The sequence below is a fragment of the Ruegeria sp. TM1040 genome, assembly GCF_000014065.1.
Lineage (GTDB): Bacteria > Pseudomonadota > Alphaproteobacteria > Rhodobacterales > Rhodobacteraceae > Epibacterium.
In genome coordinates this window covers 105,269-130,973 of record NC_008042.1, presented here as the reverse complement: position 1 = coordinate 130,973, position 25,705 = coordinate 105,269, and the positions used below count along the sequence as shown (strand labels likewise).

Sequence of the window (25,705 nt, the reverse complement as noted above, 5' to 3'; positions counted from 1 at the left end):
AACAGGCAAGTTGAACCCGGTCATGCCGACCGATAAGGCCCGGATGGTAAAGCAAGAACTAAAGCGCGCAAAGAACCTGCAGTCCGCCGACCGGATCGCAGGCACAAGCCCCAATCAGCGGGTGTCTTCACCCAAGATCGAGGACACCGACAAACCGAAGTTCGGCATGACCGTCAGCATGGCCGTCGCGTCCAGTCTGCGGTTCTCGTCCTCGAGGATCTCCGAGATGAACGCGAGTTGGTGCTCGTCGAGCGCGCCAACCCGCATCGAAAAGGCATTGATGCCGTCGATGGCATTTACAGCTTCAAGACCCGAAAGATTGCAAATAGGTCCATTCTGGGCGTGTAGCCGCCTTGCGCCGTTGCTGAGAGACTCTCGGATTTCGCAGTTTCGCGGACGTCCGCTCCTTGTGTCCCCACCGGCCTGCCTTACTGGCGCGGCGAACTTTTGCTCTCCGCCCTGCCAGTGGGCAGGGCAATCAGATACAGCTGCAGAACGAATGTCGTGTTTGGGCTGCTGGCGTCATCTGGCACCTTGAATGTGGTACAGATTCGCTGCAACCTTCCCCCCGCGACGCCGCATGTGGGCTTCGAGCCCATTGCTGCCGTTTCGATTGGCCCTACAAACAATTGAACATCAGGGGGGAGCTGCTAGCGTTTCGTTCTATCTATTATTAAGGAGCAGTATGCTGCGCAGATCAATTTTAGCCGTCTCGTTGGGCGTCATCGGGTCCGCGTCATTCGCGCAAAGCTCTGAGCCTGTCACATGGACTGGAGTGCTGGAAAGCGCCAGCACCAGCGATTGCGTCGCTCAAAGTGAACCAGATTTCAAACGTGCGATCTCCTGCTATGAAGTCGCTCTCGGCGGTTGTATGGATATAACTGACCATAAGTCTTGCCTTGAAGATGCCATTGACGAGTTGAAGCGACTTTTGCCTTTGTACAATTCGCATGAGCAGGCGAAAGAAATTGCAATGCAATACGACCCGGCTCGTTGCCACGAATTTGAGATTGTTGAGCAAGACTTATCCAAGGGTGAATTTTTGTTGCAATGCCAATTCACAGCACTGGTGACACAGGTTACCGCGGGCCATGTCGCGTTGATCTGGGGAGAATTGCACTTTCAAAACTAAACATCACCCAAACAGCAACTTCGTCCGCTGGGCCGACGATAGAAGGCATATGACGGCTGCAGGCGCGATGAAGGGCAGTTAGCGACATTTGCTGACATCAGTTCAGGGTGTAGCATCGCCTGGCTCTACTGAGCAGATTTGAAGGTCCGCTTTCGAGAAGCCTTTCGCGCTCGCAGCGACCCCTTCGCTGCGCTTTGCATGAATGTCGTGGTTGGGCTGGAAGCAGCCAAATGCACCTGGAAACGCCAAGCCAGGCTGCGACGCCAGCTAAGGGCTCGAAGCTGCCATGCGGCACTGCGGCGACCGATTTTGCATATTGGGGTGGGTTGGCACCGAAGTCGATGACAGCAGTTAGCCCAATCGCGACATTCATGAAAGGACTAGATGTTCAGTGCCAGTGTGGTGGCCTGCTGATCTGTGACCATCAGAAGAATGCACTATGGGATAAGCTCTGTGCCGACCTAGACATCGAGCACCGCCTGACCCCGCCAAAATCGCTCCAGACAAACAGCATGGTCGAACGCTCAACGTGCGGATAGAGGAGGCGCTTTAAAGCCATCACATCCGATCAGGTGAAGAGCTGGAGGCCGCGCTGCACCGATATGTTTGGTTCTACAACGAGCAACTCTTTCAATCGGCCTTGAGCGGCAGGTCGCTCTTGCAGGCGATGAAGGCCTGTTACACAGTCAAGCCGGAGCAATAGCCATACTATCTTCCGGGACGTGACGGCGAGGCCTTAGAGGTCCTGCGCAACTCCGTCGCCGCCACATGCGAGAGGTTTACACTAGAGGACGGGGCCTCGGCAAACCGCCCTTAACCCGGTGTCGGATTGGTAGGTTTCTTAAGCGTATGTTGGGCTTGATCAGTCGTCTTTTTGTAGCCAAGCTAGCGTGTGGAGTACTCCCCTCAATTCTGCCAGGCCACGCAAGCGCCCAATGTAGGGATAGCCCGGAGTACTACTGACGCGTTGATCATGGGCGAGCATATGGCCGTGGTCTGGCCGGAATGGTAGCTCGCGATCCCCTACGGCCTCTGCGGCCAGCGCGGCCTTACATACTGCGACCATATCGACGTTGCCGAGCAGATGAGGGGCTTCGTGAAAACTGATACCATCCTCCTCGCGCTGTGTGGCGCGCAGGTGGAGAAAATTTACATGCTTCCCGAAGCGCGTCAGCATGGCCGGTAGATTATTGTCCGCACGCACGCCCAGCGATCCGGTACAAAACGTCAGGCCGTTTGAGGGGCTTTCGTAAACCTGGATGATGTGGTCCAAATCCTCCGCGGTAGAAACTACACGTGGTAGGCCAAAAATGGGGAAGGGGGGGTCGTCTGGATGGATCCCCAACCTGACGCCCACCTCTTCCGCCACAGGCACTACACGTTGAAGGAAGGCGGCCAGGTTAGCCCGCAGTCTGGTCGCATCAATATCGTTGTAAAGAGCAAGATGTGATCGGAAGCTATTGATGTCAAAGCTCTCTTCAGCCCCGGGTAGTCCGGCGAGGATGGTCTGCGTTAGTGCCTCGCATTCCGTTTCTGTCATCTTGGTAAAGCGCTCAGTTGCGCGTTGTACGATCTCCGGCCTATGTTCTGCATCAGCGCCGACCCGGGTGAGGATATGAATATCAAACACTGCCGCATCCACTGCGTCGTACCGTAGGCACAGCGCACCATCAGAAAGGGGGTGCGTCAGGTCTGTTCGGGTCCAATCCAACAGCGGCATGAAATTATAGCACACAGTTTTAATGCCACAGGCTGCGAGGTTGCGTATAGATTGTGCCCACGCGTCCGCCTTTTCTTCCCACCCTGGTGCTGCGCGTTTGATGTCTTCGTGAACGGGCACGCTTTCGACTACATCCCAGTTGAGGCCGGCAGCGGTGATCATGTCACGGCGTGCGACAATCTCCTCGACTGGCCATACGGTACCATTGGGGAGAGAGTGCAGTGCCGTTACAACGCCAGTAGCCCCGGCCTGACGAATGTCGGTCAGTGTTACGGGGTCATTCGGGCCGAACCAGCGCCAGGTTTCGATCATGCGATCCTCGTGTTCTTATCATTAGGGAACGCCGACTTGTCGAAGGCGTTTTGGCTGTCTCCGACCTCAGGTTGGCGCGGAAATAGATTGAAAGAGGTACCCATCAAAGGCTGGGTCATCGACATCAGACAGTTCCATCAACGTTTCTCGAACATGGGCAAGGTGTTGCCACATGGCAGCGCGCGCACCGTCACGATCTTTGGTGCGCAAAGCGGTCAAAATCTGTTGGTGGTCGTCAAGCCAGTTCTGGCGATACCCCGCATCAAAGATACGGTCGTGCAATTTGGCCCACATCGGGCTCTGGTCCCGTTTGCGCCATAACTCATCGACCATGTCCACCAGTACCGAATTCTGTGTTGCCTCAGCAATCAGCCGGTGAAAAAGCTCGTCGCCGGAGTGATCCGTGCTGCCGGCCTCAATATCGGCGCGCTCCATTTCCAGCGCTTCGCGCATCCGTGTGATGTCGTTCTTCGTGACCATCTCGGCGGCAAAGGCGGCAATGGAGCTTTCTAGAAGCTGACGTGCCTGTAGCAATTCAAATGGGCCGATATCGTCACGCTCCGGCGGGGCCTTTGTTGCAGAGGGTGTGGCCAGATAGATGCCAGAGCCCTTGCGAACCTCGACCAGCCCATCAATTTCCAGCATGATCAATGCCTCACGTACCAACGATCGCGACACTGAAAGCCGTTCTGAGAGCTGCCGTTCCGGGGGCAGGCGATCGCCGACGGCAAACCCTTCTTCCCGGATCACACCCCGCAAGGCCTGTGCCACGTCCTGATAGCGCCGGTATTGGGTCATGCTGTCTCCTCGGGAGCGAATGGTGGTTGGTGCTCAACTGCCGCGCGTTCGGCATAATAGGCGGCCAACCGATGGAATGCAGGTTTTTTGGTCGCCTTATCACCTGCGATCAGTCCCTTGCGGTTCCAGCCGCGCTGAAAGATTCCCTGTCGTCGTTCCACTCGAAAATCATAGAGGATCCAAGGCGACATGCCTTTCACATAGTCCAGCGTGCGAAGTGTAGCGATCTGTTTGGCATAGACCTCATCCTGATAGGCGAGACTGAACAGTCCGCGTTCTGGCCCCTGTTCAGTGCTGTCGCCGTCCGCGCCGGTTTCAGAGATGACCACCGGGCGGTCAGGCGCAGAATTGCGTCCAATCTCATTTAGTTCGTCAAAGTTCTCTTCGTACCAGCCATAATATTCGTTCAAGCCAATGATATCGATATATTCGGCAAGCCGGTCTTCAATCTTTAGCTTTGTATGGTTCACCAGACAGGCGGCAGATGTCAGGCGGGTTGGGTCCTCGGTCTTGGCCAGATCTGCGAGTCCGCGCATGAAATCAAGCCGTGCATCGGTGTCAGGATTTTCGTTGCCCACCGACCAGATGATCACGCTAGCGCGGTTTCGATCGCGGCGAATGAGTTCGCGCAACTGGTTCTCAGCATCCCGCCGAGTTGCGGGGTTGGCAAAGTCGATCGCCCAATAGACCGGAACCTCCTCCCAGAGCATCAAACCCATTTCATCAGCAATTTCGGATGCTCTTTCGTGATGTGGGTAATGGGCAAGGCGCAGGAAGTTACATCCCAGTTCTTTGGCGTGAGCAAACCGGCGGCGGATGTCGGTCTCGCTGGTGACCTTTCCTTGCGTTGCATCGTCTTCATGCACGGAAATGCCTCTCAGGAAGAGGGGTGTTCCGTTCAACAGGATTTCGGTTCCCTCGCGAGAGATGCTGCGAAACCCGACCCGGTCGCGTACCTGATCCTCACCTGCAGTCAGAGAAACGTCATAGAGCTTAGGGTTGTCCGGCGACCACAATTCGGGTGAGGCGGGAAGAGTCAAATCACCTTTTCCTGCGATCAAGGGCAACTCCACATCGATACCCAACTCGGGAATCAAAAGCTGAGCTGACGCGCACTCGCCATCGACCTCAGCCGATACGCGGATTGCATTCCCCTCAAGGCGAACAAACAGATCGCGGATCACAACGGACGGGAGATCATACAGCGTTACCTCTCGGTAGACGCCGCCATAGTTGAACCAATCGGTGTTCCGCATCGGAACACGGTCCAGCGTGCGGGTGTTGTTGACGCAGAGCATCAGCCAATTTTGTCCCGGCTTCAGGGCCTCGGTCAATTCCACGCAGAATGGTGTTGAGCCCCCGTAGTGGTTACCGAGAAACGCGCCATTTAAAAATACTTTACAATCATATTGCGCAGCACCGATGCGTAGCACCTGCCGCCGCTCCGGTGTCGGGGTGTGCGTCAACGGACGCGTATACCAGGCAGAGCCCTCAAAAAAGTACCACTTCTCTTTTTGCATCTGCCAGCAGGAGGGCACAGGCACCGTGTCGCCCATGTAGGGGTCATAATCCCAAGGTTCGACTCGATCCGCTGGAGTTTCTGGCGTCATGGCGAACCATTTTTGCCGCAGTCCGGTGTCCAGAAGGTCGACGCAGAAGTTCCAATCCCCATCCAAAGACTGCCCTTGGCGGCCTCGGGTGAATATCAGCGTATCGGCGTTGAGGTTTTGCGTATTGAAAGGACGGTCGTAATCCTCGTCATGCAAAGCTTGCAGCGCGTTATCTGCGAGTTCGGAACGTTCGAGCATGATGCCTGTGCCTGTCGCTTATTGGGCTGCTTTGATGCGATCGATCAGATCGGCAAGGTGCTCGGATTTCGCCGCCACTTCCTCATGCATTGGCAAGACAGCCTCAGCGAAAGGCGCTTTGTCGACCATGTGGACATTGACGTTCAGCGTGGTTTTCGCTTCCTCAATCGCCGCGTCGGAGGCTGCGTTCCACGCCTTGCGGTGCGCGGCCATGGAGTCGAGTGCAGCAGTTTGCAGGGCCTTTTGCTGTTCGGCAGTCATACCGTCCCATGCGCAGTTGGAGATCACAACAACCGAGGGGATCATAGTGTGCTCATCCAAGGAAAAATCGCTGACTACTTCGCCATGGCGTGCGGTGGTCAGTGCGGTTGGGTTGTTTTCTGCCGCATCCACAACGCCCTGCTGCAGCGCGCTATAAAGCTCACCCCAGGAAATCGGTGTCGGGTTGCCGCCCAAAAGTTCGACCATGCGAATGGCAGAGGGGCTTGGCTGAACACGCACTTTTACGCCCTGCAAGTCTGCCGGGGACATGATCGGCTTTTGCGCATAAAAGGAACGCGCACCCTCGGTATAGAACGCGACCCCGCGAAAACCCTGATCGACAGAAGAATTCAGGATATCCTGGCCGATGTCGCCGGTGATCACCGTGTTGAAATGCTCTTCGGACGAGAAGATGTAAGGCAGATTGAGCGCCGAATAGCTTTCCTCGAATGCTTCGAGTTCGGACGCATTGGAGCGTGCCATCTCCAAAGCGCAGTTTTGGACCAGTTCCATCGATTCCCGTTGAGTGCCGAGCTGGGCATTGGGGAAGATTTGGATCTTGATTTCGCCGTCGGTCAGCTCTGCCACACGGTCTGCCATAATCTGCATTGAGATGTGGACCGGATGATCTGGCGGGTTATTGTGGTTAAGTTTCAAGGTGGTTGCGCCTGTCGCGCCAACCGACGCGGTCAGTGCCAGCGCAGACAGTGCGGTGGTAAACGTCTTGGTCATGGTCTCTCCTCCCAAGTGTTTCGGTCTGACCGGTTATATTGGTCAACCAATAATGCAGAAAGCTTCCTTAAAGTCAGCAATCAGTCAACCAAAACTTGAGTATTGGTTGTGACATTTGCGCCAAATGACATTTATTTCACAAATTGGTTGACCAATTAGTTGGCCTGAGCGAGGGTCTTCGGCAAGAGTGAAGGACCGGAGAGAGGGAGGAGCCTATGAATCGGAGTGAACAAATCCGCCATTGTGGTAAGGGTCATTCATGAGGGCGTGGGTCGACATGCTCCTCAAACTGGTCATTACGACGATCTTTGTGGTGCTCGTGGCCTGCGTGAGCTGGCAGGTCATCAGTCGTTACGTATTAGGTACGCCTAGTACGGTAACCGATGAATTGGCGCGGTTTCTCTTTATGTGGTTGGCTTTGGTTGGAGGGGCCTACACATTAGGTTTGCGCCGACACTTAGCAATTGATCTTCTAACCCAGAAACTGTCGGGGCGGGCTCGGATCATAAGCGAGATATTCGTCCTATTTGCCATTTTTGGCTTTGCAACCTCTGTCATGATCCGGGGTGGTAGCCAGCTTGTCCTCAAGACTATGGCTTCCGGTCAAGTTACGCCAGCGCTTCAATTTCCTATGGGGTTGGTCTATGGCGCGATCCCCTTCGCGGGCGCGATCATCGTGTTTTACTGCGTCATTTTTGCGTTCGAGCTGTGGCGTGACGGTCCATCTTCGCCCGAGCTTGGCGAGACGGCGCCGCTCGGTGGTCCTCTTGATTAAGGCGGCGTGACATGACGACAGCTATTTTTCTTCTCTTTGGCAGTTTTGTCGTGCTGATGGCGCTGGGTGTGCCGATTGCGTTTGCTATTGGTCTTGCGACCACCGCGACGTTCTTGTTGTTTATGGGAGTGGACCAATCCCTGTTTATCGTTGCGCAGCAAATGGCGTCAGGGTTGGACAGCTTTACGCTTCTCGCCATTCCATTTTTTATCTTGGCGGGGAACATCATGAACCGCGGTGGGATCGCCATGCGGTTGATCAACTTCGCCAAAGTGCTGGGCGGTCGGCTTCCTGGCGCGCTGGCCCATTGCAACGTGATTGCCAACATGATGTTCGGATCTATTTCCGGATCTGCTGTGGCCTCTGCTGCGGCAGTGGGCGGCGTGATGGCTCCTTTGCAAAAGAAAGAGGGTTACGATCCTGCTTTTTCTGCTGCGGTCAATATTGCCTCCTGTCCGACAGGCCTGTTGATACCGCCGTCAGCAACGTTGATCGTTTACTCCTTGATCACTGGCGGAACATCTATAGCCGCGTTGTTCGTAGCTGGATATTTGCCCGGCATCCTGATGGGGCTGGGATTGATGATCGTGGCTGGTGTGATCGCTAAGCGGCGCGGCTATCCTGTTGCGCCCCGTCCCGCACTCAGCGAGGTCATGGTGGCCGCGCGCGATGCAGCCTTGCCTCTGGGCCTGATCGTGATCGTGATGGGCGGCATCATCTCGGGTGTCTTCACGGCAACCGAGGCCTCGGCCGCAGCAGTGCTCTACACGCTGGTTTTGGCATTGGTCTGGTACCGCGAAATCACGATTAAGGATTTGCCCGCAATATTGATAGAAAGCGCGGTCACTACTTCAGTGGTTCTATTGATGATCGGCGCGTCCATCGCGATGAGCCGTGTCATGGCCTTTGGCGGCATCCCTTTTGCGATCTCAGATTTCTTGTTGGGTCTATCTGATAACCCGATTGCTATCCTCCTGGCGATCAACGTGGCGCTGCTGGTCGTCGGGACCTTTATGGATATGACACCTGCGCTCTTAATCTTCACGCCAATTTTCATGCCAGTTGTCAAAGGCCTTGGTATGGACCCTGTGCATTTTGGCATCGTGATGACGCTAAACCTCTGCATTGGTATCTGTACGCCGCCTGTGGGTTCAGCCCTGTTTGTGGGCTGCTCTGTCGGGGGCACTTCTATTGCCAAAGTCATCCGCCCACTTCTGCCCTTTTATGCGGTGTTGTTCGGTCTCCTGATGCTGGTCACTTATGTGCCTGACATCAGCCTCTTCCTGCCGCGCCTTCTATTGGGATATCAGTAATGAAGTGTCTTAAAATCTGGGCTTTGGAAGCGGAAACCACCACAGGTGTGATTTTGCGCGTCGAAGGCCGCCACCTACTGCATATATCTGTACTGGAGGAAAACAGGTTTCGCGTATCTCTGCAAAAAGACGCAGAGTGGCGCTTGGAGCGAACATGGACTGTGGCGCCTGCCGGGGATGCCCCATGGGAGGGCCGTCGGCGCGAAGACATCTCTGGCTTTTCCTGCCCGCCCCCGCAGCTCTCGCAAAACGAGACTGAACTCGTTTTGTCGACTGAGACAATGCGGCTTCGTATTTTGGCACCGCTACAGATGGTGTGGGAGGCCAAGGTGAACGGAGCATGGAAAGCCTTCGCCGAGGATCGCCCAACCGGAGGCATTCACTTGGGCCTGCGGGATCATGCCCATGCGCATTTTCTATCCCGACACCCGCAAGAACCGGTTTTTGGACTTGGCGAAAAGACAGGCCCGCTTAACCGTGTTGGTCAGCGCTACGAAATGCGCAACTTAGATGCGATGGGTTACGATGCTGAGCGCACTGACCCACTCTACAAGCACGTGCCCTTCACTCTGACGCGGACACAAACTGCCGGGTGTTGGTCCATCTTTTACGATAACTTGGCTAGTTGCTGGTTCGATTTCGGCAATGAATTGGACAACTACCACGCCCCTTATCGCGCCTATCGTGCCGAGGATGGCGATCTCGATTTTTATATGACATGGGCGCCTGAGTTGCTCGACTTGGTCAAACAACAAGAGCGATTGACCGGCGGCACCGCCTTTCCGCCGCGTTGGAGCCTTGGGTACTCTGGGTCAACAATGTCCTACACAGATGCACCGGACGCACAGGCGCAGCTGGAAGGTTTTCTAACTAAGATTGCAGAGTATCGTATCCCTTGTGACAGTTTTCAGATGTCGTCGGGCTACACCTCGATAGGGCCGAAGCGGTATGTGTTCAACTGGAATGATGAGAAGGTGCCCGACCCTGCGGCTATGGCGGCAAAATTTGCCGATAAGGGGGTGCATCTCATTGCCAATATCAAACCTTGCCTGCTGCAGGACCATCCGCGTTACGCCGAAGTCGCCAACGCAGGGTTGTTCGTGCAGGCGAGCGCAGAAGCGGACACGAACTGCGGACCAGAACGCTCGGTCTTTTGGGACGACGAAGGCTCGCATCTCGACTTTACTAACCAAGCGACTGTGGATTGGTGGAAGCAAAATATCGGCGAGGCGCTGTTGCAGCGCGGTATAGGCTCAACCTGGAACGATAACAACGAATACGAAATCTGGGACCGACACGCTCAATGCGCGGGTTTCGGTAAGGCAATCGACATGTCGCTAATGCGTCCTGTAATGCCCATACTTATGACGCGCGCATCAATGGAGGCGCAGGAGGCCCATGCACCGGAGAAGCGGCCCTACCTAATCAGTCGATCAGGCGCCCCGGGATTGCAGCGTTATGCCCAGACTTGGAGCGGAGACAATCGCACAGATTGGAAGACGCTGCGCTGGAACCAGCGGATGGGCCTCGGCATGAGCATGTCTGGCTTTTATAACATTGGACATGACATCGGTGGCTTCTCTGGGCCGCGGCCAGAACCGGAGCTGTTTGTGCGCTGGGTCCAAAATGGTGTGTTCCATCCTCGTTTTACCATTCACTCATGGAATGATGATGCGACAGTAAACGAGCCTTGGATGTATCCTGAGGTGACGGACCACATCCGCGCGGCGATAGAATTGCGGTACCAACTTCTGCCTTATCTCTACACCTGCCTGTGGCAGGCGGCCGAGCGCAGTGAGCCGATGCTACGACCTTTGTTCCTTGATTTTGGTGCTGACCCTCAAGCTTGGGAGGAGAGCGATAGCTTTCTTCTCGGGCGGGATCTCTTAGTGGCGACAGTCTTGGACAAGGGTGTTGATGCGATCTCGGTCTATTTACCGCGGCATTCCGGGGGCTGGTGGGATTTCCACACTGGTCTTTGGCACGAAGGCGGACAATGGCTCACCGTGCCTGTCGCTCTTGATACCATTCCGCTGTTTATCCGCGGGGGCGCCGTGGTTCCGATGGGCCAAGGGGCAGACCGCGCAGCACCCGAGATGGAGATCGCGCGACTTTTGGCTGTGTTCCCCGCGCAAGGCGTACAGGAAACGACCAGCCTCCTCTATGAGGATGACGGTGTGACAAAGACGGGTAAGTGGTGCCTGTCTCATCTCGTCTTGAACAGCACCAATGACCACATCAGCCTGATCTCGAAACGTGAGGGTAATGGCGCGCCGGTTTTACCAGAGGCACTGGTGGTCCTGCCGGCTGGTGAACGACGCATTCTGAAGACGGGAACGAGGATCGACTTATGACCAATTCTCTTATCCCTTGTTCTTACGAACAAACCCTGCTCAAGCCGCGTATTCTGCATATCGGCTTTGGTGCTTTTGCCCGTGCCCACCCTATGGTCTATCTTCACCATGGGCTTGTGGCCGAGGGTGGCGATTGGGGTGTGGTCGCTGCGCGACTGAATTCCGGAGTGGATGCGTTGGACAGCTTGGACGCAGTCCAGGGGCGATATCACATCGCCGAAGCCGATGGTGACACTATAACACTACGAGAAATCGGCCTCTTGTGTGGCACCTGTCACCCCGCCCGCGACGGGGTAGATGCTATCCCCGCGTTAATCGCGTCTCCAGATATGTCTGTGATCTTGTTGACCATTACCGAAAAAGGGTACTGTACAAAGGATGGCCAGCTCGACCTGACGCAAGCCGCTATACAGGCTGAGTTGGACGGCGGGTTGCCGACCACTGCCATCGGTGTGTTGGTGTCAGGCTTGGAGCGCCGGCGCGCGGCAGATCTTGGCGGAATCACGATCTTGTCTTGTGACAATCAGCCGGATAACGGCGCGCTCACTCGCGCCGCTGTGCTGGGGTTTGCTGAGGAATTGGATCTAAATCTTGCGGAATGGATTAGAACCCATGTTCGGTTCCCCTCGTCGATGGTGGACCGGATCGTGCCTGCCATGACCGATGACAGTCATACAGCGGTCGCATCCGCACTTGGCCGAGATGACCCCAATGCGGTTTTGTGTGAACCCTTCAGACAGTGGGTGATTGAAGATGACTTTGCCAATGAGCGCCCCCCCTTTGCAGAGGGTGGTGCTATGTTGGTTGCAGACGTACAGCCGTTTGAGGAAATGAAACTAAGACTGCTCAATGGTGCGCATACCACTTTGGCTTGGCTGGGTCAGTTGCTGGGATATCAAACAGTGGCCGACTGCATGGCTGACAAGGAGCTGCGTGCTTTAATCCGCCACCTAATGTTGGCTGAGCAGGCCGCAACACTGCGTCCACTCGAGGGTATCGATCTCGCAGCCTATGCGGATGAGTTATTAAAACGGTTTGAAAACACCCGGCTCCGGCATCGACTAGACCAGATCGCCAGCGACAGCAGCCAGAAGATGCCGCAACGCCTGTTCGCTCCGATAGCTATTAACCTCGAAGCCAAACGCGAGTGGTCGGTTTCAGCCTTGGCGGTGGCTGCTTGGATCAAAGGGTTGGGTAGCCTTCCTCCTGTTCCGGATCCTCGACAGGATGAGTTGCGTCGTGCCGCTCTTTGCAATGACCCAGTCGCGGCGGTTCTGTCGCTACCCTCCTTGGTTCCAGACGCGCTGCGTCCGCTAGCAGAGTTCCAAGCCGCTATTAGCGTGGCCTTTGAGCGATTGCAGGGCGGGGCAAAGGCGACCGTGACAACCACCGCGAAGGAACTACGCAGATGACGGGCTTTCTTCATCAGGATTTTTTGCTCGACACTGCGACAGCAAGGCGACTGTTTCATGAGGTCGCGAGATATCTGCCGATTGTGGATTATCATAATCACCTCCCGCCGGCTGAAATCGCCAGTGATCGTACGTGGGAAAATCTGGGCGAGATGTGGCTCGCCCATGATCACTATAAGTGGCGCGTCATGCGATGGGCTGGTATCGATGAAGCTCGGGTGACAGGTGACGCGACTTGGCGCGAGAAATTCGACGCCTTTGCGGAGGCGATGCCTCGTGCTGTTCTCAACCCGGTTCATCATTGGTCACATCTTGAGCTGTGGCGCTACTTCGATCTGAACGGCACAGTGCTATCGCCCATAAGCGCCGACAATGTTTGGGACGCGGCCAATGCGCAGCTGGGAGAAAAAGGGTATTCCGCGCAAAGCCTTTTACGCAAAATGAAGGTGGAGTTGGTCGGCACAACAGATGACCCGCTTGATACCCTAGAGCACCATGCCGCAATGGCAGGCTCAGACATCCGGGTGGTTCCAACCTTCCGGCCCGACAAATCCGTGCAGATAGAGGCTCCAGGTTTCGCGGCCTACATGGACAGCCTGGAGGCACTTACACATCCCATCCATTCCTTTGATGATTTGGTCGCGGCCCTTTCCCTCAGGCTGGATTATTTCGTGGAGCAGGGGTGCAGAGCAGCCGATCATGGGATCAGCCACTTGGATGCCGCTAATATCCCTGGTGCCTTCGATTTGGACGCGGCGCTCAAAGCCGCCCGACAGGGAAAACCCATCACACCGGAGCAAGTGGCGGGTCACCGTGCTGCGCTCTTCGACGCCCTTGGACGTGCTTATGCCGTACGCGGCTTGGTGATGCAGTGCCACATGAACGTTGTGCGCAATGGTTCATCTCGACTGTTGCTAGGAGTTGGTCCCGACGCAGGCGGTGATAGCATGCGCGACACCGATATGGCCGGTCCGCTGAACATCCTGCTGGATCGGCTGGATCGTGACGGGAAACTACCGCGTATGGTGCTTTATGGTCTTGACCCCTCCCGAAATCCCATCCTTGCTGCAACCGCTGGCACCTTTCAGGATGGCTCGGTTCCTGGAAAGATACAGGCTGGCGCCGCTTGGTGGTTCAATGACACGCTGGATGGGATGGAAGCGCAGATGCGTACCCTGGCCCAGGTTGGCCTTCTGTCGACATTCCTTGGGATGTTGACAGATAGCCGCTCCTTCCTGTCTTTCCCTCGGCATGAGTATTTCCGCCGCTTGTTGTGTGGCATGATTGGTCGCTGGGCCGAGACTGGCCACTTACCAGATGACGCCGACCTGCTCGACCGACTGGTGCGCGACATCTGCTACAACAACGCCAAGGCCTGGTTTCTGGAGCAGTAATGACACGGATTGTCGTTATCGGAGAATGCATGGTTGAGATGGCTCCCGTTGACGGCGGGCTTTATCGCATGGGGTTTGCAGGCGATACCTTCAACATGGCATGGCACCTGAGATACCTACTGGGTTCGGATCATTGCGTCGACTATCTGAGCGCCGTGGGTGACGATAGCACATCGAATGCGATGTTGGATTTCATCCAGTCGCAGGGAGTTGGAATCGCCCACATTCGCCAGATTGCTGGTATGACTACGGGCTTATACTTGATCCGGCAAGAAAACGGCGATCGTGCCTTTAGCTATTGGAGAGAAACATCTGCTGCGCGGCAGCTCGCTGATGATCCAGCAGCCTTGGCACGAGCCTTGCAAGAGGCCGATTTGGTCTGCCTGTCCGGTATTACACTAGCCATTCTATCACCCAAGGCGCGCGAAGTACTTTGGGCGGCAATTACAGAATCTGGTGCGCAGGTTGCTTTTGATCCCAACATCAGACCAACACTGTGGAGTAGCCAAGAAGACTGTCGTGCTGCTCTGACGTATGCGGCGGTGCGATCTGATGTGATCTTGCCCAGCTTTGACGACGATGCTGCGCTGTTTGGGGATGTCGCGCCTCAAGCGACGGTGGCGCGTTACACACGCCTCGGTGTAGGGGAGGTCGTGGTGAAAGATGCAGCGCGTCCTGCGATCTATTCCGGCTCTGACGGCACTTTAGAAATCGCCGCCGACAGACTGGCGGTGCCCGTTGTTGACGCGACGGGTGCGGGTGACTCTTTTAATGCGGCATGGCTCGCCGCTCGCTTGCAGGGCGCTGCACCCAAAGAGGCCTTGATTGCTGCGCACAAGCATGCGGCGTGCGTTTTGCAAGTGTCCGGAGCGTTGCTCGTTTCGTAACATCCCAAAGCTCTGGCCAAACTAACGCTCAGAACTTAAGGAAACCGCACAGCCGCGCCATTCAATTCTCATGAACCGTAGTACTCACATGCGCGACTTGAGAGTGGTATGTTTTCAGTCTCTTGCCGGCGACAGGGCCAGTGACAAACTGGAGAGGCTGTTTGTTCTTACTGTATTTTCCGCCGTATGGTGTAATAAATCTTACGCTGCCTGCCGAAGAAAAGGTCAAAGAACAGGGGCGTTGCGGTGACTGCCGTGTGTGATGCCGGTAGCCCTGTTGAGACGAGACGAAGGACGTTGCCATGAAGGTCGAAGATACAAAACTCTCTGGTGTGAAAATCCTGACACCGGCGCGGTTTGGTGATGCGCGCGGTTTTTTTTCCGAGAGCTGGAACCGCAAGCGCATGGCTGAACATGGCCTCGATCTGGAGTTTGTGCAGGACAACCACTCCATGTCCGCCGATGTCGGCACTATTCGCGGTCTTCATTTCCAGGCCCCGCCCCATGCCCAGGACAAGCTTGTGCGCTGTGGGCAGGGGGTGCTGTTTGACGTGGTGGTCGATATCCGCAACGGCTCGCCCACTTATGGAGAATGGATCGGAGTGGAGCTTTCGGCCGAAAATGGCCGCCAACTCCTGGTGCCCAAAGGTTTTTTGCACGGGTTCATCACCCGCGCGCCGATGACCGAGATCATCTATAAATGCACCGATTACTACGCGCCCGAGTGCGACGGGGGGGTGCGCTGGGACAGCTGCGGGATTGATTGGGGCTTTGATGGCCAGCCGATCCTGTCGGAAAAAGATGCCGCCGCGCCCAAGTTTGCGGATTTGCAAAGCCCCTTCGTATTCTGATCCGATGCCTGCCTTGACCGCGCCTCAAGCCCATCGCGCCTATCTGGAGCGGACCCGCTTTGGGGCGCTGGATGGGTTGCGGGCGCTGGCGATCGGGGGGGTCCTGATCCATCACAGCGCTCTAGCGCAGGAGGCGGGCGCGTGGTCGCGTGGTTTTCTGGGGGTGGATCTGTTCTTTGTGATTTCGGGATTTTTGATCACCACGCTTTTGTTGCGCGAGCGCGACCGGGAGGGGGCGATTGCGCTTGGGGCGTTTTACTGGCGCCGCGCGCTGCGCATCCTGCCGCTCTATTATCTGGTGGTGACCGTGGCTGGGATCTATTTTGTGATCGTCAGCGGCCATTGGGAGGCCCTGAAGATCTGGCCAGCCTATTACCTGTTTTTTGCCAATTTCCTCACCGAGCATATTCCGACGCTCTATCCTACCTGGTCCCTGTCAATCGAGGAGCAGTTCTATCTCTTGTGGCCACTGGTGCTGATCTGGTTGCCGCCGCGGCTCTGGGGGGCGGTGGTGCTCTTGGGGGTGGTGCTGAATGTGGTGGCCGTGAGCGGTGTACTCAGGACCTTTGGGGTCGTTCCGTTTGAGTTGGGCCCGCTCTGGGTGCATTTGCCCGATGCCACCTATGCGCCGCTCTTGTTGGGGGCGGGGCTAGCGTTAATGCTGCATGATCCGCGCGGGTTTGCACTTGTGTGGCGTCTTTTAGGTGGTGCGGGGATGCCTTTTGTGGGGCTTGGGGTTTTGTTGGCGCTGGTTTTTTTGCTGTTGCCGCAGGTACTGGCGGGCTGGCCCTATCTCTTGGTCCATTTGGCGATGACCGGTTGGCTGGCGACATTGGTGCTGCGTGAAGACAGCTGGCTACACGGGATGTTGCGTCTGCGTCCCTTGGTGCGCATCGGCATGGTCAGCTATGGTATCTACCTGTTGCATCTGATGGTTCTGCATATGGTGCGCCTTGCGGGCGAACCGCTTGGGTTTGCGCAGGACAGCGCGATCTTTCTTCTCGCATACTGGGGCGGTACGTTTCTTTTGGCGGAGGTAAGCTTTCGCTATTATGAGAGATATTTCCTGCGCTTGCGCCACAAGCCGCTGGGGCGGATGGGAGCCGTGCGCGCGGGACAGTCAGACTAACGACACCGCAGCCCTTTGGGTTTGTGGACCACAAATGGTTGGGCAAGGAGCAGACCCATGAAGATACTGGTGACGGGCGGTGCGGGCTTTATCGGCTCTGCGGTGGTGCGCCAAGCGATTGCGGCAGGCCATGAGGTGGTCAACTTGGATGCGCTGACCTATGCGGCCTGTCTGGACAATGTCGCCAGCGTCGCCGAGAGCCCGTCTTATGTCTTTGAAGAGGCCGACATTCGCGATCGTGCCGCATTGGACCGGATCTTTGCCGAACATGCACCGGATGCTGTGATGCATCTGGCCGCCGAGAGCCATGTGGATCGTTCCATTGATGGGCCCGGTGATTTTATCGAGACAAATGTGACCGGTACCTTCAACATGCTTGAAGCTGCGCGCAAGTTCTGGATCGCGGTGGGAAAACCTGCGCGGTTTCGCTTCCATCATATCTCGACCGATGAGGTCTATGGCAGCCTGCCGACCGACAAATCGGTGATGTTCACGGAAGAGACCGCCTATGATCCGCGCTCGCCCTATTCGGCCTCCAAAGCCTCGAGCGACCATCTGGTGCGCGCCTGGCATGAGACCTATGGGCTGCCGGTGGTGCTGACCAATTGCTCCAACAACTACGGCCCCTTCCATTTCCCCGAAAAGCTCATCCCGGTGGTGATTTTGAATGCGCTCGCCGGTAAGGCCCTGCCGATCTATGGCGATGGGTCCAACATTCGCGACTGGCTCTATGTGGAAGATCACGCCGATGCGCTGTTGCTGGTGCTGCAGAAGGGCGAAAACGGGCGCAGCTATAATGTGGGCGGCGAAAATGAGCGCACCAACCTTGAGCTGGTGGAAACGCTTTGTGCGATCCTTGATGACAAGCGCCCGCGCGAGGATGGGACATCCTATAAGGAGCAGATCACCTTTGTGACGGATCGCCCCGGCCATGATGCACGCTATGCGATTGATCCTTCTCGTATTCGCACCGAGCTGGGCTGGCGCCCCTCGGTAACTGTCGAGGAAGGTTTGGCGAAAACGGTGCAATGGTATCTCGACAATGAGGATTGGTGGCGTGCTCTGCAGTCCCGCAAGGGCGTGGGCGAGCGTCTGGGTGTTCAGACATAAGAGCGGCCCTGATGGGCAGCGGCCTCCGGCGGAGGTATTTGGGAAAAGATGAAGAAGGGGCGGATATGAGCATCCTTGTGTTTGGGGCAACCGGGCAGGTGGCTCGGGAATTGGCGCGTCATGAGGGGGTGATCTCTGTGGGGCGGGAGCAGGCGGATCTGTCGGATCCTGGCGCCTGTGCTGCGCTCATTCGCGAGACTGCGCCCGAGGCCGTGATCAATGCCGCTGCCTATACGGCGGTCGACAAGGCCGAAACCGAGGAAGAGCTGGCCACCGTCATCAATGGCGCGGCCCCCGGGGCGATGGCGGCGGCCTGCGTGCAGATGGGCATTCCATTTGTCCATATCTCGACCGATTATGTCTTTGCGGGCACTGGTGAGGCGCCCTGGCAGACGGATGATCCGGTGGCGCCGCCCAATGCCTATGGCCGCAGCAAGCGCGCCGGCGAAGAGGCGGTGATTGCGGCAGGCGGCACCTATGCGATTCTGCGCACCTCCTGGGTGGTCTCTGCCCATGGCAATAATTTTGTAAAAACCATGCTGCGCCTTGGGGCCGCGCGGGCGCAGGTGTCGGTGGTGGCGGACCAGATCGGCGCGCCCACCCCTGCGCGCGACATCGCAGAGGCCTGCCTCAAGATGGCGCGTCAGCTTGTGTTAGAGCCTAAAAAGTCCGGCATCTACCATTTTCAGGGCGCACCCTATGTGAGCTGGGCGGGCTTTGCGGCAGAGATTTTTGCCATCAGCAATCTGGCCTGCGAGGTTGTGGAGATCCCCACCACGGACTATCCCACCCCCGCTGTGCGGCCGCTGAACTCCCGACTGGATTGCACCACGTTAGAGACTGTTTTTGGCATCCCGCAGCCCGATTGGCGCCGCGGGTTGCAGGATATTTTGAAGGAGCTCGCAGAGTGACGCAGCGCAAAGGCATTATTCTGGCCGGAGGCTCCGGCACCCGGCTTTATCCGATCACCATGGCTGTCTCCAAGCAGCTCCTGCCGCTTTATGACAAGCCGATGATCTACTATCCGATCTCGGTACTGATGCTGGCGGGTATTCGCGAGATCTGCGTCATCACCACGCCGCAAGACGCCGATCAGTTCCAGCGGCTCTTGGGCGACGGCAGTCAATGGGGCGTCAGACTCACCTATGTGGAGCAACCCAGCCCCGATGGTCTGGCGCAGGCCTTCATTTTGGCCGAAGAGTTCCTCGCGGGGGCGCCCTCGGCGCTGGTGCTGGGCGACAACGTCTTTTTTGGCCATGGGTTGCCGGAGCTTCTGGCGGCGGCGGATGCCAAGGAGGCAGGTGGCACCGTCTTTGGCTATCATGTGGCGGATCCCGAGCGCTATGGCGTGGTGGCCTTTGATGGCGACGGGCGCGCCCATCAGATCATTGAAAAACCCGAGGTGCCGCCGTCGAACTACGCGGTGACCGGGCTCTATTTTCTGGACGGCTCTGCGCCTGCGCGCGCGCGCGAGGTCCAGCCCTCGGCGCGGGGCGAGCTGGAGATCACCGATCTTTTGCAGATGTATCTCAATGAGGGCAGCCTCTCGGTCGAAACCATGGGACGGGGCTATGCCTGGCTTGATACGGGTACGCATGGCAGCCTTCTGGATGCGGGCAATTTTGTGCGCACCCTCCACGAGCGTCAGGGTCTGCAGACCGGTTGCTTGGAGGAGATTGCCTATCACGCGGACTGGATCAGCCGCGACGCGCTGGCAGAGCGGGCGGAGCTTTTCAAAAAGAACAGCTATGGTCAGTATCTGAAACGACTGTTGGGCTGAGGCGGGGCGGATGAAGATCCTTTTTGTGCATCAAAACATGCCTGGCCAGTATCGCGAGCTGGTGCGCTGGCTTGCGGCACAGGGAGGGCATGAGCTGGTGTTTCTGAGCCAGCGTGGGGGTGTAAAAATCCCGGGTGTACATACGCTGGTCTATACGCCCTTTCATGTACCCGCAAAGGACGCTTTTGGTCTGTCCAAGGACTGGGAAGCCGCGGCAGGGGCGGGTTTTGGCGCCGTGCAAACGATGCAAAAGTTTGAGCGCAAGCACGGGTTTCGCCCTGATATCATTCTTGGTCATACCGGCTGGGGAGAGCTCAGTTTTTTTAAGGATCTGTGGCCGGATGTGCCGATCCTGGGGTTCTTTGAATATTACTACAGCATGCAAGGTGGCATGGTGGGCTTTGATCCCGAACAGCCTCCCGGACCCCATGCGCCCTACTTCAATCGCGCCCGCAATGTGGTGCCATGCCTCAATCGCGATGTGGTGGATCTGGGGCATGTGCCGACGCTCTGGCAGCGCGATCGCTTTCCGGCGTCCTTTCACGACAAGATGTATGTCTGCCACGATGGCATCCGCGCGGATCGACTGCATGCCAATCCCGAGGCGCAGCTCTCGCTGGGCCGGTTGGAGCAGCCCATTTCGCGCGGCGATGAGATCGTGACCTATGTGGCACGCAATATGGAGCGGGCGCGTGGCTTTCATATCATGATGCGGGCCCTGCCGGCCATTCAGGCCGCGCGGCCCAATGCGCGTATCCTGATGATTGGTGGCAATGAGGCCTCTTACGGGCGTGAAAGCGAACACCCCGGGGGGCTGCGCGGCGAGATGGAAGCGGAGGTCGGCCAGTATGTTGACTGGAGCCGGGTGCATTTCCTGGGCCGGGTGCCCTACGGGGATCTGTGCCAGATCATTCAGCTGTCACGCTGCCACATCTACCTCACCATGCCCTTTGTTCTGAGCTGGTCGCTCTTGGAGGCAATGGCGATGGAGGCGACGATCGTGGCCGCCGATGTGGAGCCGGTGCGCGAGGTGATCACCCATGGCGACACCGGGCTTTTGGTGGATTTCTTTGACCCCGAGGCGCTGGCGGCCCAAGTGGCCGAGGTGCTGGCGCGCCCGCAGGATTTTGCCAGCCTTGGCGCGCGCGCCCGGGCGCGGGTGATGCAGGACTATGATTTCCTGACCCGCTGCCTGCCTGAGCACCTCAGCCAGATCAACCGGCTGGTGCCCTCCGCGCGGCCGATCCCGCTCCCCGAAGGGTAGGGCGCGGGCGCAGCTCAAGGCCCCATTGGGGCCATGAGACGCCCGTTGGTCGGTACATTAACCGGCAACCGCGGTGGCGATGATCTGGTCGATCGTTCCATCCGCCATCATCTCGGCAAGGGCGCGATCCATTTCGGCGATGAAGCCTTCCGCCTCGGCGCCCTGCCAGCTGGCGCGAAAGCCGATCATGCTGTTTTCGACCGAGGTATCAAGCACCTGGGTGATGCCACTGATCCCCAGCGCGGTGATGGCGATTTCTGCGGTCAGCTGCTCTTGCACGTAGCAATCAATGCGGCCCGCGGCGAGTTTCTTCAGGTTGAGATCGGTGGTCGGCGCTTCCTGAAGCGAGATGAGACCACTGGCGACCAGATCAAAGAACGCCTGCCCCGGCGTGCCAAAGCCGGCGTTATTGCCAAATGTGAGTCCTTTGAAATCCTGCGGATAGGACCAGCCCGCCTCAGCAACCCCATCCCGGCAGTAGACCGCGACATTTTCGGTGAAGGGGGCGGTTGAATAGGTGCCGATCCAGGGGCGGCTGTCGGGTTTGTAATAGGTGCCAACAAGCCCATGGGCCTGCCCGCTCTCCACCAGGTTTACAGCGCGCGACCACGGCACAGCTTCCAGCACCACGTCATAATCGCCCTCGATGCGGCTCAGGGCCTGGGTGATCACCTCGGCCCAGATGCCGGTGGGTTGTTTGCCATCCTTGGTCATATAGGGGGCGTAGGCTTCATCTTGAACCAGACGGATGGTCTCGGCCCAAACGGGAGCAGAGCACAGGGTGCCGATACAGGTGATCAGGGCAAAAAAACTACGAAGGGGCATGCGCATTCCTTTCGATGGCAAGACTGCGGTCCCCGTTTGCTTATGCGATCTGCATTAAGATCCGCTGAAAGCGCAGGGGGGCAGTCTCTGCACTCTGGTTTCCAGAAACCGGCGCGCAGCGTCATGGGGAGCGGTTTTTATGGCCTGCTCATAGGCACAGCGGGCGTCCCCGATATGGCCTTCCTGTGCCAGCACATGTGCCATTGCCGCATGCCATGGTTGAAACTGTCCCAGGTCATCCTCTAGGGCACGCAAGTGGTTCAGGGCCTGAGCGCCTTGCCCCAGCTCTGCCATCACCACCGCCTGGTTGAGTGCCACCACCGGGGTTGGCTCAAACCGCCAGAGCGCCTGGTAGAGCAGCGCCATCTGCGCCCAATCAGGCTTTGGGCGCATCATGTGGCAATCCGCAAGGGCGGCCTTGATCTGAAACGCGCCGGGCTGGCGGCGCAGAACCGCCTGTGCCAGCAGAGCCTGCGCCTCGGTGATGGTCTCATGGTGCCAGAGGCTGCTGTCCTGGTCCTCGATCGGGCGCATCGCCCCATCCGGGCCAATGCGGGCGGCGCTGCGTGCTTCGGTCAGCAGCATCAGGGCCAGCGCCCCCTCGATTTCGGGATCATCCGGGCGCAGCGCGCACAAAAGCCGCGCAAGATAGATCCCCTCGCGACAGAAATCGCGCGGGCCTGCCTCCTCCTGCACATAGCCGGTTGTGAAGATCAGATAGAGCGTGGAGAGCACCGTGCCGAGCCGTTCGGACCACTGGTCGGGCTCTGGCACCTGAAACCCGATGCCTTTGGCACGGATCTTGGCCTTGGCGCGGGACAGGCGCTGGCCCATGGTCTGCTCGCTGTCGAGAAAGGCCGCGGCAATGTCGCGCGTGCTCAGGCTGCAGACCGTGCGCAGGGTCAGGGCGACGCGGGATTTTTCCTCCAGCGCCGGATGGCAGCAGGTGAAGATCAGCCGCAGGCGCGCATCTGGGATGGTCTCGGCCTGCTCTGCCGCGTCTTGGTCGGGGGCAATCAGCCCCAGATCCTCTGCCTTGCGCCCCTCGCGCTGGCGGCTGCGCAGCTGGTCGATCCCCTTGTTGAACCCTGCCCGCATCAGCCAGGCCAGCGGCGCATGAGGCACGCCGGAGCGGCCCCAGTGTTTGAGCGCCGCAATCACCGCCTCCTGCAGAGCGTCTTCTGCCAGCTGGATATCCCCGAGGCGGACGCTCAGGCCCGCCAGCAGCCGCCCCCTGTCGCGGCGCATCACATCATCGATGACCTGCTGCACGGCGATGGCACTGGGGACGGCATGTGTCATGTGCGTCAGCCTGCGGGGTTATAATCCATCAGGGGGCGCACCTCGATGGTGCCAAAATGCGCCACCGGGATCATTGCGGCATATCTGAGGGCGGTGTCCAGATCGGGCACATCAATCACGTAATAGCCGCCGAGATGTTCGCGGGTTTCGGCAAAGGGACCATCCATGGTTTCGACCTTGCCGGAGGTGATCCGCAGCGAGGTCGCGGTCTCGATCCCCTGCAAGCCTTCGCCGTCCACCATGACACCATCGGCGTTCATTTTTTCGCTGGTGGCGGCAAAACCGGCCATCATCTCATCGAACTCAGGCGTGCCATAGGCGGGTTCCCGGTCCGGGGCGGCATAGATCAGAAGCATGTATTTCATAATAAAATTCCTGTTTTTCTCTCAGTGTTCTTGGCCCGCGCTCCTCCCCTTTTTGCCGTCTCGGACGGGTCTGTGCCCGGGAGGCGCCCGGAAGGTGACCGGGAGGCGTCTGGGAGGTGTGGAACGGGACCATGCCCCTAGGACGTTTATGCGTCGCTTTTTTCGACAGGGGTGAAAAAAATTCTGCCCGGCGCAAGGCCTGCCTTGGGGGCCAGTGCTGCGCCGCCGCCCGGCAGGCGCGCGGCACTGGCCTTTCCCGGCCGTGCCGCCTACACAAGAGCCACATGCCACCCCGACGGAGACCGCGCCATGACCCCGCGAGAACTGACCTGTGATGAAACCCTTGCCGAAATGGCCCGCGTGCTGACCGTGGAGGCCGCCGCGCTGACTCAGATGGCTTCTGAGGTGGGCGATCCACAGCTCAAGGCGGTCGAGATTCTCGAGGCCATGGAAGGCCGTGTGATCGTGTCGGGCGTCGGCAAATCCGGCCATATCGGCAATAAGATCGCCGCCACCCTGGCCTCGACGGGGACGCCTGCGCAATTTGTGCATGCCACCGAGGCGAGCCACGGCGATCTTGGCATGGTGACGCCGCGCGATGTCTGTCTGGTGATCTCCAATTCCGGCGAAACCTCCGAGCTGGCCGATATCGTCACCTATAGCCGCCGCTTTGCTATTCCGCTCATTGCCATCACCCGCAAGGCCGACAGCACCCTCGCGACCCAGGCCGATGTGGTGCTGCTGCTGCCCGATGCGCCCGAGGCCTGCGGCATCGGCATGGCCCCCACCACCTCGACCACGGCAACGCTGGCGATGGGGGATGCGCTGGCGGTGGCCCTGATGAAACGGCGCGGCTTTGAGCGCGAGGATTTCAAGGTCTTCCACCCCGGCGGCAAGCTCGGCGCGCAGCTGATGCTGGTGGATGGGCTGATGCACACGGGCGAGGCGCTGCCGCTGGTGGCGCCAGAGACACCGATGACAGAGGCGCTTTTGATCATGACCGCCAAGGGCTTTGGCCTTGCGGGGCTGGTCGAAGGTGGCCGCCTCACGGGCATCATCACCGACGGCGATTTGCGCCGCAATATGGATGGTCTGATGGCGCGCAGCGCCGGCGAGGTGGCCACCCGCGGCCCCAAGGTGATCCGGCGCGGTTCGCTGGCCTCCGAGGCGCTCCACGACATGAACAGCCGCAAGATCTCGGCGCTGTTTGTGCTCGATAATGAGGACCGGGTGGCGGGCTTGCTGCATATCCATGACTGCCTGCGGGCTGGGTTGGCTTGATGTCGCCGCTTGCGTGCCTATTGGCGCCATCGACATTCTAGCACTGCGTCACCTCATGCCTGGCCAGTCCGCAGACTTTTGGTTTGAACTGGAACCGATGGAGACTATGAAAAGCCGACGTTGAGAAAGCTGGGGCCAAGCGTTTCAGTGGAGGATGTTGACCTTGAATATGCGTGCGTGTTTAAGGCGGTCGTATCGGATGCGGTAGCTTTTGAAGCTACCTAAAATGTTAAGGATAGTAGAAAATGGCCACACTGAACATTGACGGCAAAGAATACGATACTGAACAGCTATCTGAGGCTGCCCGCGAACAGTTGGCGAGCATTCAGCTAGTAGACCAAAAACTTGCTCAACTTCAGCAAGAAGCTGCGATCCTGCAGACTGCTCGCAATGCGTATGCGCAAGCCCTTCAGGCAGAACTGCCTAAAGAAAGCTGATAGTGCCTTTACGCACCGGGGGCCATTAGCCCTCGGAGTATGGCAGGGAAGCTTGCAAAATGGATATGGCTCAGGGGGCAGAGTTTAATCTTTTGAGGCGTTTTCTTGAGCAAGGATCATAGTCGGGGCGCAGGAGCTTTCTCTGCCACAGCTGTAATTGGCCAGCAGGGAGAGTGATCATCTATCAGAAGATAGAGAGGCGCAGTTGTGTTAAGGCCACTTACGCCTCGGGTCCCGGTATGCTCTTCTTTCCTTCCGGTATCTTTGATCCTTTCATCGTCGAAGATCAAAAGACCTGTGACTCGCAGTATGTGTCAGTGCCCAAGTTGCGAGTAGTCGAGCACCTCCTGAGACCTAGGGGGTTGGCGTAGGGACTGGTGCTTGGATCGTGCTACTGGGAACACGGTTCTGTCAAACCAGATGATTTCAGTCTGCGAGACTGATCCGTGAGCCTTGTAAGCGC

The 25,705-nt window shown here is 57.9% G+C and carries 23 protein-coding genes; 15 read left to right on the top strand and 8 right to left on the bottom strand.

Going from position 1 to position 25,705, the window contains the following annotated elements; all coding sequences use genetic code 11:
- Positions 1–114: 114 nt before the first annotated feature.
- The gene (locus TM1040_RS20160) at positions 115–267 is read right to left on the bottom strand and encodes a hypothetical protein (RefSeq protein WP_166485481.1); all 153 of its coding nucleotides are present in this window, start codon (positions 265–267) and stop codon (positions 115–117) included.
- 418 nt (positions 268–685) lie between these two features.
- On the opposite strand from TM1040_RS20160, the gene TM1040_RS00535 reads away from it, so the two are divergent.
- Positions 686–1,132, top strand: coding sequence for a hypothetical protein (locus tag TM1040_RS00535; protein ID WP_044026409.1), 447 nt, complete (start codon positions 686–688; stop codon positions 1,130–1,132).
- A gap of 862 nt (positions 1,133–1,994) precedes the next feature.
- Here the strand turns inward: TM1040_RS00535 and uxuA are convergent.
- The 4 genes from uxuA to TM1040_RS00510 form a co-directional block, all read right to left on the bottom strand.
- Positions 1,995–3,164 (bottom strand): mannonate dehydratase, encoded by a 1,170-nt coding sequence (uxuA, locus tag TM1040_RS00525; RefSeq protein ID WP_011536649.1) that lies wholly within the window; start codon positions 3,162–3,164, stop codon positions 1,995–1,997.
- Positions 3,165–3,230: 66 nt separating this feature from the next.
- On the bottom strand, positions 3,231–3,962 hold the full coding sequence (locus TM1040_RS00520) for an FCD domain-containing protein (protein ID WP_011536648.1): 732 nt from the start codon (positions 3,960–3,962) through the stop codon (positions 3,231–3,233).
- Entirely contained in the window at positions 3,959–5,770 is a 1,812-nt protein-coding gene (locus TM1040_RS00515) for a glycoside hydrolase family 2 protein (protein ID WP_011536647.1), read from the bottom strand. The genes TM1040_RS00520 and TM1040_RS00515 overlap by 4 nt, the downstream gene beginning before the upstream one ends.
- 18 nt (positions 5,771–5,788) lie before the next feature.
- Positions 5,789–6,763 (bottom strand): TRAP transporter substrate-binding protein, encoded by a 975-nt coding sequence (locus TM1040_RS00510; RefSeq protein WP_011536646.1) that lies wholly within the window; start codon positions 6,761–6,763, stop codon positions 5,789–5,791.
- 259 nt (positions 6,764–7,022) lie between these two features.
- On the opposite strand from TM1040_RS00510, the gene TM1040_RS00505 reads away from it, so the two are divergent.
- The 12 genes from TM1040_RS00505 (at position 7,023) to TM1040_RS00450 (ending at position 21,032) form a co-directional block, all read left to right on the top strand.
- Positions 7,023–7,538 (top strand): TRAP transporter small permease, encoded by a 516-nt coding sequence (locus TM1040_RS00505; protein WP_011536645.1) that lies wholly within the window; start codon positions 7,023–7,025, stop codon positions 7,536–7,538.
- A gap of 11 nt (positions 7,539–7,549) precedes the next feature.
- On the top strand, positions 7,550–8,851 hold the full coding sequence (locus tag TM1040_RS00500; protein ID WP_011536644.1) for a TRAP transporter large permease: 1,302 nt from the start codon (positions 7,550–7,552) through the stop codon (positions 8,849–8,851).
- Positions 8,851–11,205 (top strand): TIM-barrel domain-containing protein, encoded by a 2,355-nt coding sequence (locus tag TM1040_RS00495; protein WP_011536643.1) that lies wholly within the window; start codon positions 8,851–8,853, stop codon positions 11,203–11,205. The genes TM1040_RS00500 and TM1040_RS00495 overlap by 1 nt, the downstream gene beginning before the upstream one ends.
- Positions 11,202–12,617 (top strand): mannitol dehydrogenase family protein, encoded by a 1,416-nt coding sequence (locus tag TM1040_RS00490; protein ID WP_011536642.1) that lies wholly within the window; start codon positions 11,202–11,204, stop codon positions 12,615–12,617. The genes TM1040_RS00495 and TM1040_RS00490 overlap by 4 nt, the downstream gene beginning before the upstream one ends.
- Positions 12,614–14,011, top strand: coding sequence for a glucuronate isomerase (gene uxaC, locus TM1040_RS00485; protein WP_011536641.1), 1,398 nt, complete (start codon positions 12,614–12,616; stop codon positions 14,009–14,011). Before TM1040_RS00490 ends, uxaC begins: the two co-directional genes overlap by 4 nt.
- Entirely contained in the window at positions 14,011–14,898 is an 888-nt protein-coding gene (locus TM1040_RS00480) for a sugar kinase (protein ID WP_011536640.1), read from the top strand. The genes uxaC and TM1040_RS00480 overlap by 1 nt, the downstream gene beginning before the upstream one ends.
- A 302-nt stretch (positions 14,899–15,200) precedes the next feature.
- Entirely contained in the window at positions 15,201–15,749 is a 549-nt protein-coding gene (rfbC, locus tag TM1040_RS00475) for a dTDP-4-dehydrorhamnose 3,5-epimerase (RefSeq protein ID WP_011536639.1), read from the top strand.
- Between the two features lie 4 nt (positions 15,750–15,753).
- Positions 15,754–16,878: an acyltransferase family protein gene (locus TM1040_RS19640; protein ID WP_011536638.1), complete on the top strand. Its 1,125-nt coding sequence runs from the start codon at positions 15,754–15,756 to the stop codon at positions 16,876–16,878.
- A gap of 57 nt (positions 16,879–16,935) precedes the next feature.
- Positions 16,936–17,988, top strand: coding sequence for a dTDP-glucose 4,6-dehydratase (gene rfbB, locus TM1040_RS00465; RefSeq protein ID WP_011536637.1), 1,053 nt, complete (start codon positions 16,936–16,938; stop codon positions 17,986–17,988).
- A 65-nt stretch (positions 17,989–18,053) separates the two neighbouring features.
- Positions 18,054–18,899 (top strand): dTDP-4-dehydrorhamnose reductase, encoded by an 846-nt coding sequence (gene rfbD, locus TM1040_RS00460; protein WP_044026421.1) that lies wholly within the window; start codon positions 18,054–18,056, stop codon positions 18,897–18,899.
- Positions 18,896–19,768 carry a glucose-1-phosphate thymidylyltransferase RfbA gene (gene rfbA / locus TM1040_RS00455; RefSeq protein ID WP_011536635.1) on the top strand — a complete coding sequence of 291 codons (873 nt, stop codon included), beginning with the start codon at positions 18,896–18,898 and terminating at the stop codon, positions 19,766–19,768. Before rfbD ends, rfbA begins: the two co-directional genes overlap by 4 nt.
- Positions 19,769–19,778: 10 nt before the next feature.
- Positions 19,779–21,032, top strand: coding sequence for a glycosyltransferase family 4 protein (locus TM1040_RS00450; protein ID WP_011536634.1), 1,254 nt, complete (start codon positions 19,779–19,781; stop codon positions 21,030–21,032).
- Positions 21,033–21,089: 57 nt separating this feature from the next.
- Here the strand turns inward: TM1040_RS00450 and TM1040_RS00445 are convergent, their stop codons facing one another.
- Genes TM1040_RS00445 through TM1040_RS00435 form a run of 3 tightly spaced genes read right to left on the bottom strand, consistent with a single transcriptional unit; the run spans position 21,090 to position 23,524 of the window.
- Positions 21,090–21,857 carry a substrate-binding periplasmic protein gene (locus TM1040_RS00445; RefSeq protein ID WP_011536633.1) on the bottom strand — a complete coding sequence of 256 codons (768 nt, stop codon included), beginning with the start codon at positions 21,855–21,857 and terminating at the stop codon, positions 21,090–21,092.
- A 54-nt stretch (positions 21,858–21,911) separates the two neighbouring features.
- Entirely contained in the window at positions 21,912–23,159 is a 1,248-nt protein-coding gene (locus tag TM1040_RS00440; RefSeq protein WP_011536632.1) for an RNA polymerase sigma factor, read from the bottom strand.
- Positions 23,160–23,164: 5 nt separating this feature from the next.
- Positions 23,165–23,524, bottom strand: coding sequence for a YciI family protein (locus TM1040_RS00435; RefSeq protein WP_011536631.1), 360 nt, complete (start codon positions 23,522–23,524; stop codon positions 23,165–23,167).
- A 309-nt stretch (positions 23,525–23,833) separates the two neighbouring features.
- Between TM1040_RS00435 and TM1040_RS00430 the strand changes: the two genes are divergently transcribed.
- Together TM1040_RS00430 and TM1040_RS00425 are read left to right on the top strand one after the other, a co-directional pair.
- Positions 23,834–24,805: a KpsF/GutQ family sugar-phosphate isomerase gene (locus TM1040_RS00430; protein ID WP_011536630.1), complete on the top strand. Its 972-nt coding sequence runs from the start codon at positions 23,834–23,836 to the stop codon at positions 24,803–24,805.
- A 245-nt stretch (positions 24,806–25,050) separates the two neighbouring features.
- Positions 25,051–25,242 (top strand): DUF6447 family protein, encoded by a 192-nt coding sequence (locus TM1040_RS00425; RefSeq protein WP_011536629.1) that lies wholly within the window; start codon positions 25,051–25,053, stop codon positions 25,240–25,242.
- Positions 25,243–25,705 lie beyond the last annotated feature (463 nt).

Coding starts and splice junctions, on each gene's coding strand:
- TM1040_RS20160 (WP_166485481.1), bottom strand. CDS start 267: ATGCGGGTTGGCGCGCTCGACGAGCACCAACTCGCGTTCATCTCGGAG.
- TM1040_RS00535 (WP_044026409.1), top strand. CDS start 686: ATGCTGCGCAGATCAATTTTAGCCGTCTCGTTGGGCGTCATCGGGTCC.
- uxuA (WP_011536649.1), bottom strand. CDS start 3,164: ATGATCGAAACCTGGCGCTGGTTCGGCCCGAATGACCCCGTAACACTG.
- TM1040_RS00520 (WP_011536648.1), bottom strand. CDS start 3,962: ATGACCCAATACCGGCGCTATCAGGACGTGGCACAGGCCTTGCGGGGT.
- TM1040_RS00515 (WP_011536647.1), bottom strand. CDS start 5,770: ATGCTCGAACGTTCCGAACTCGCAGATAACGCGCTGCAAGCTTTGCAT.
- TM1040_RS00510 (WP_011536646.1), bottom strand. CDS start 6,763: ATGACCAAGACGTTTACCACCGCACTGTCTGCGCTGGCACTGACCGCG.
- TM1040_RS00505 (WP_011536645.1), top strand. CDS start 7,023: ATGAGGGCGTGGGTCGACATGCTCCTCAAACTGGTCATTACGACGATC.
- TM1040_RS00500 (WP_011536644.1), top strand. CDS start 7,550: ATGACGACAGCTATTTTTCTTCTCTTTGGCAGTTTTGTCGTGCTGATG.
- TM1040_RS00495 (WP_011536643.1), top strand. CDS start 8,851: ATGAAGTGTCTTAAAATCTGGGCTTTGGAAGCGGAAACCACCACAGGT.
- TM1040_RS00490 (WP_011536642.1), top strand. CDS start 11,202: ATGACCAATTCTCTTATCCCTTGTTCTTACGAACAAACCCTGCTCAAG.
- uxaC (WP_011536641.1), top strand. CDS start 12,614: ATGACGGGCTTTCTTCATCAGGATTTTTTGCTCGACACTGCGACAGCA.
- TM1040_RS00480 (WP_011536640.1), top strand. CDS start 14,011: ATGACACGGATTGTCGTTATCGGAGAATGCATGGTTGAGATGGCTCCC.
- rfbC (WP_011536639.1), top strand. CDS start 15,201: ATGAAGGTCGAAGATACAAAACTCTCTGGTGTGAAAATCCTGACACCG.
- TM1040_RS19640 (WP_011536638.1), top strand. CDS start 15,754: ATGCCTGCCTTGACCGCGCCTCAAGCCCATCGCGCCTATCTGGAGCGG.
- rfbB (WP_011536637.1), top strand. CDS start 16,936: ATGAAGATACTGGTGACGGGCGGTGCGGGCTTTATCGGCTCTGCGGTG.
- rfbD (WP_044026421.1), top strand. CDS start 18,054: ATGAGCATCCTTGTGTTTGGGGCAACCGGGCAGGTGGCTCGGGAATTG.
- TM1040_RS00450 (WP_011536634.1), top strand. CDS start 19,779: ATGAAGATCCTTTTTGTGCATCAAAACATGCCTGGCCAGTATCGCGAG.
- TM1040_RS00445 (WP_011536633.1), bottom strand. CDS start 21,857: ATGCCCCTTCGTAGTTTTTTTGCCCTGATCACCTGTATCGGCACCCTG.
- TM1040_RS00440 (WP_011536632.1), bottom strand. CDS start 23,159: ATGACACATGCCGTCCCCAGTGCCATCGCCGTGCAGCAGGTCATCGAT.
- TM1040_RS00435 (WP_011536631.1), bottom strand. CDS start 23,524: ATGAAATACATGCTTCTGATCTATGCCGCCCCGGACCGGGAACCCGCC.
- TM1040_RS00430 (WP_011536630.1), top strand. CDS start 23,834: ATGACCCCGCGAGAACTGACCTGTGATGAAACCCTTGCCGAAATGGCC.
- TM1040_RS00425 (WP_011536629.1), top strand. CDS start 25,051: ATGGCCACACTGAACATTGACGGCAAAGAATACGATACTGAACAGCTA.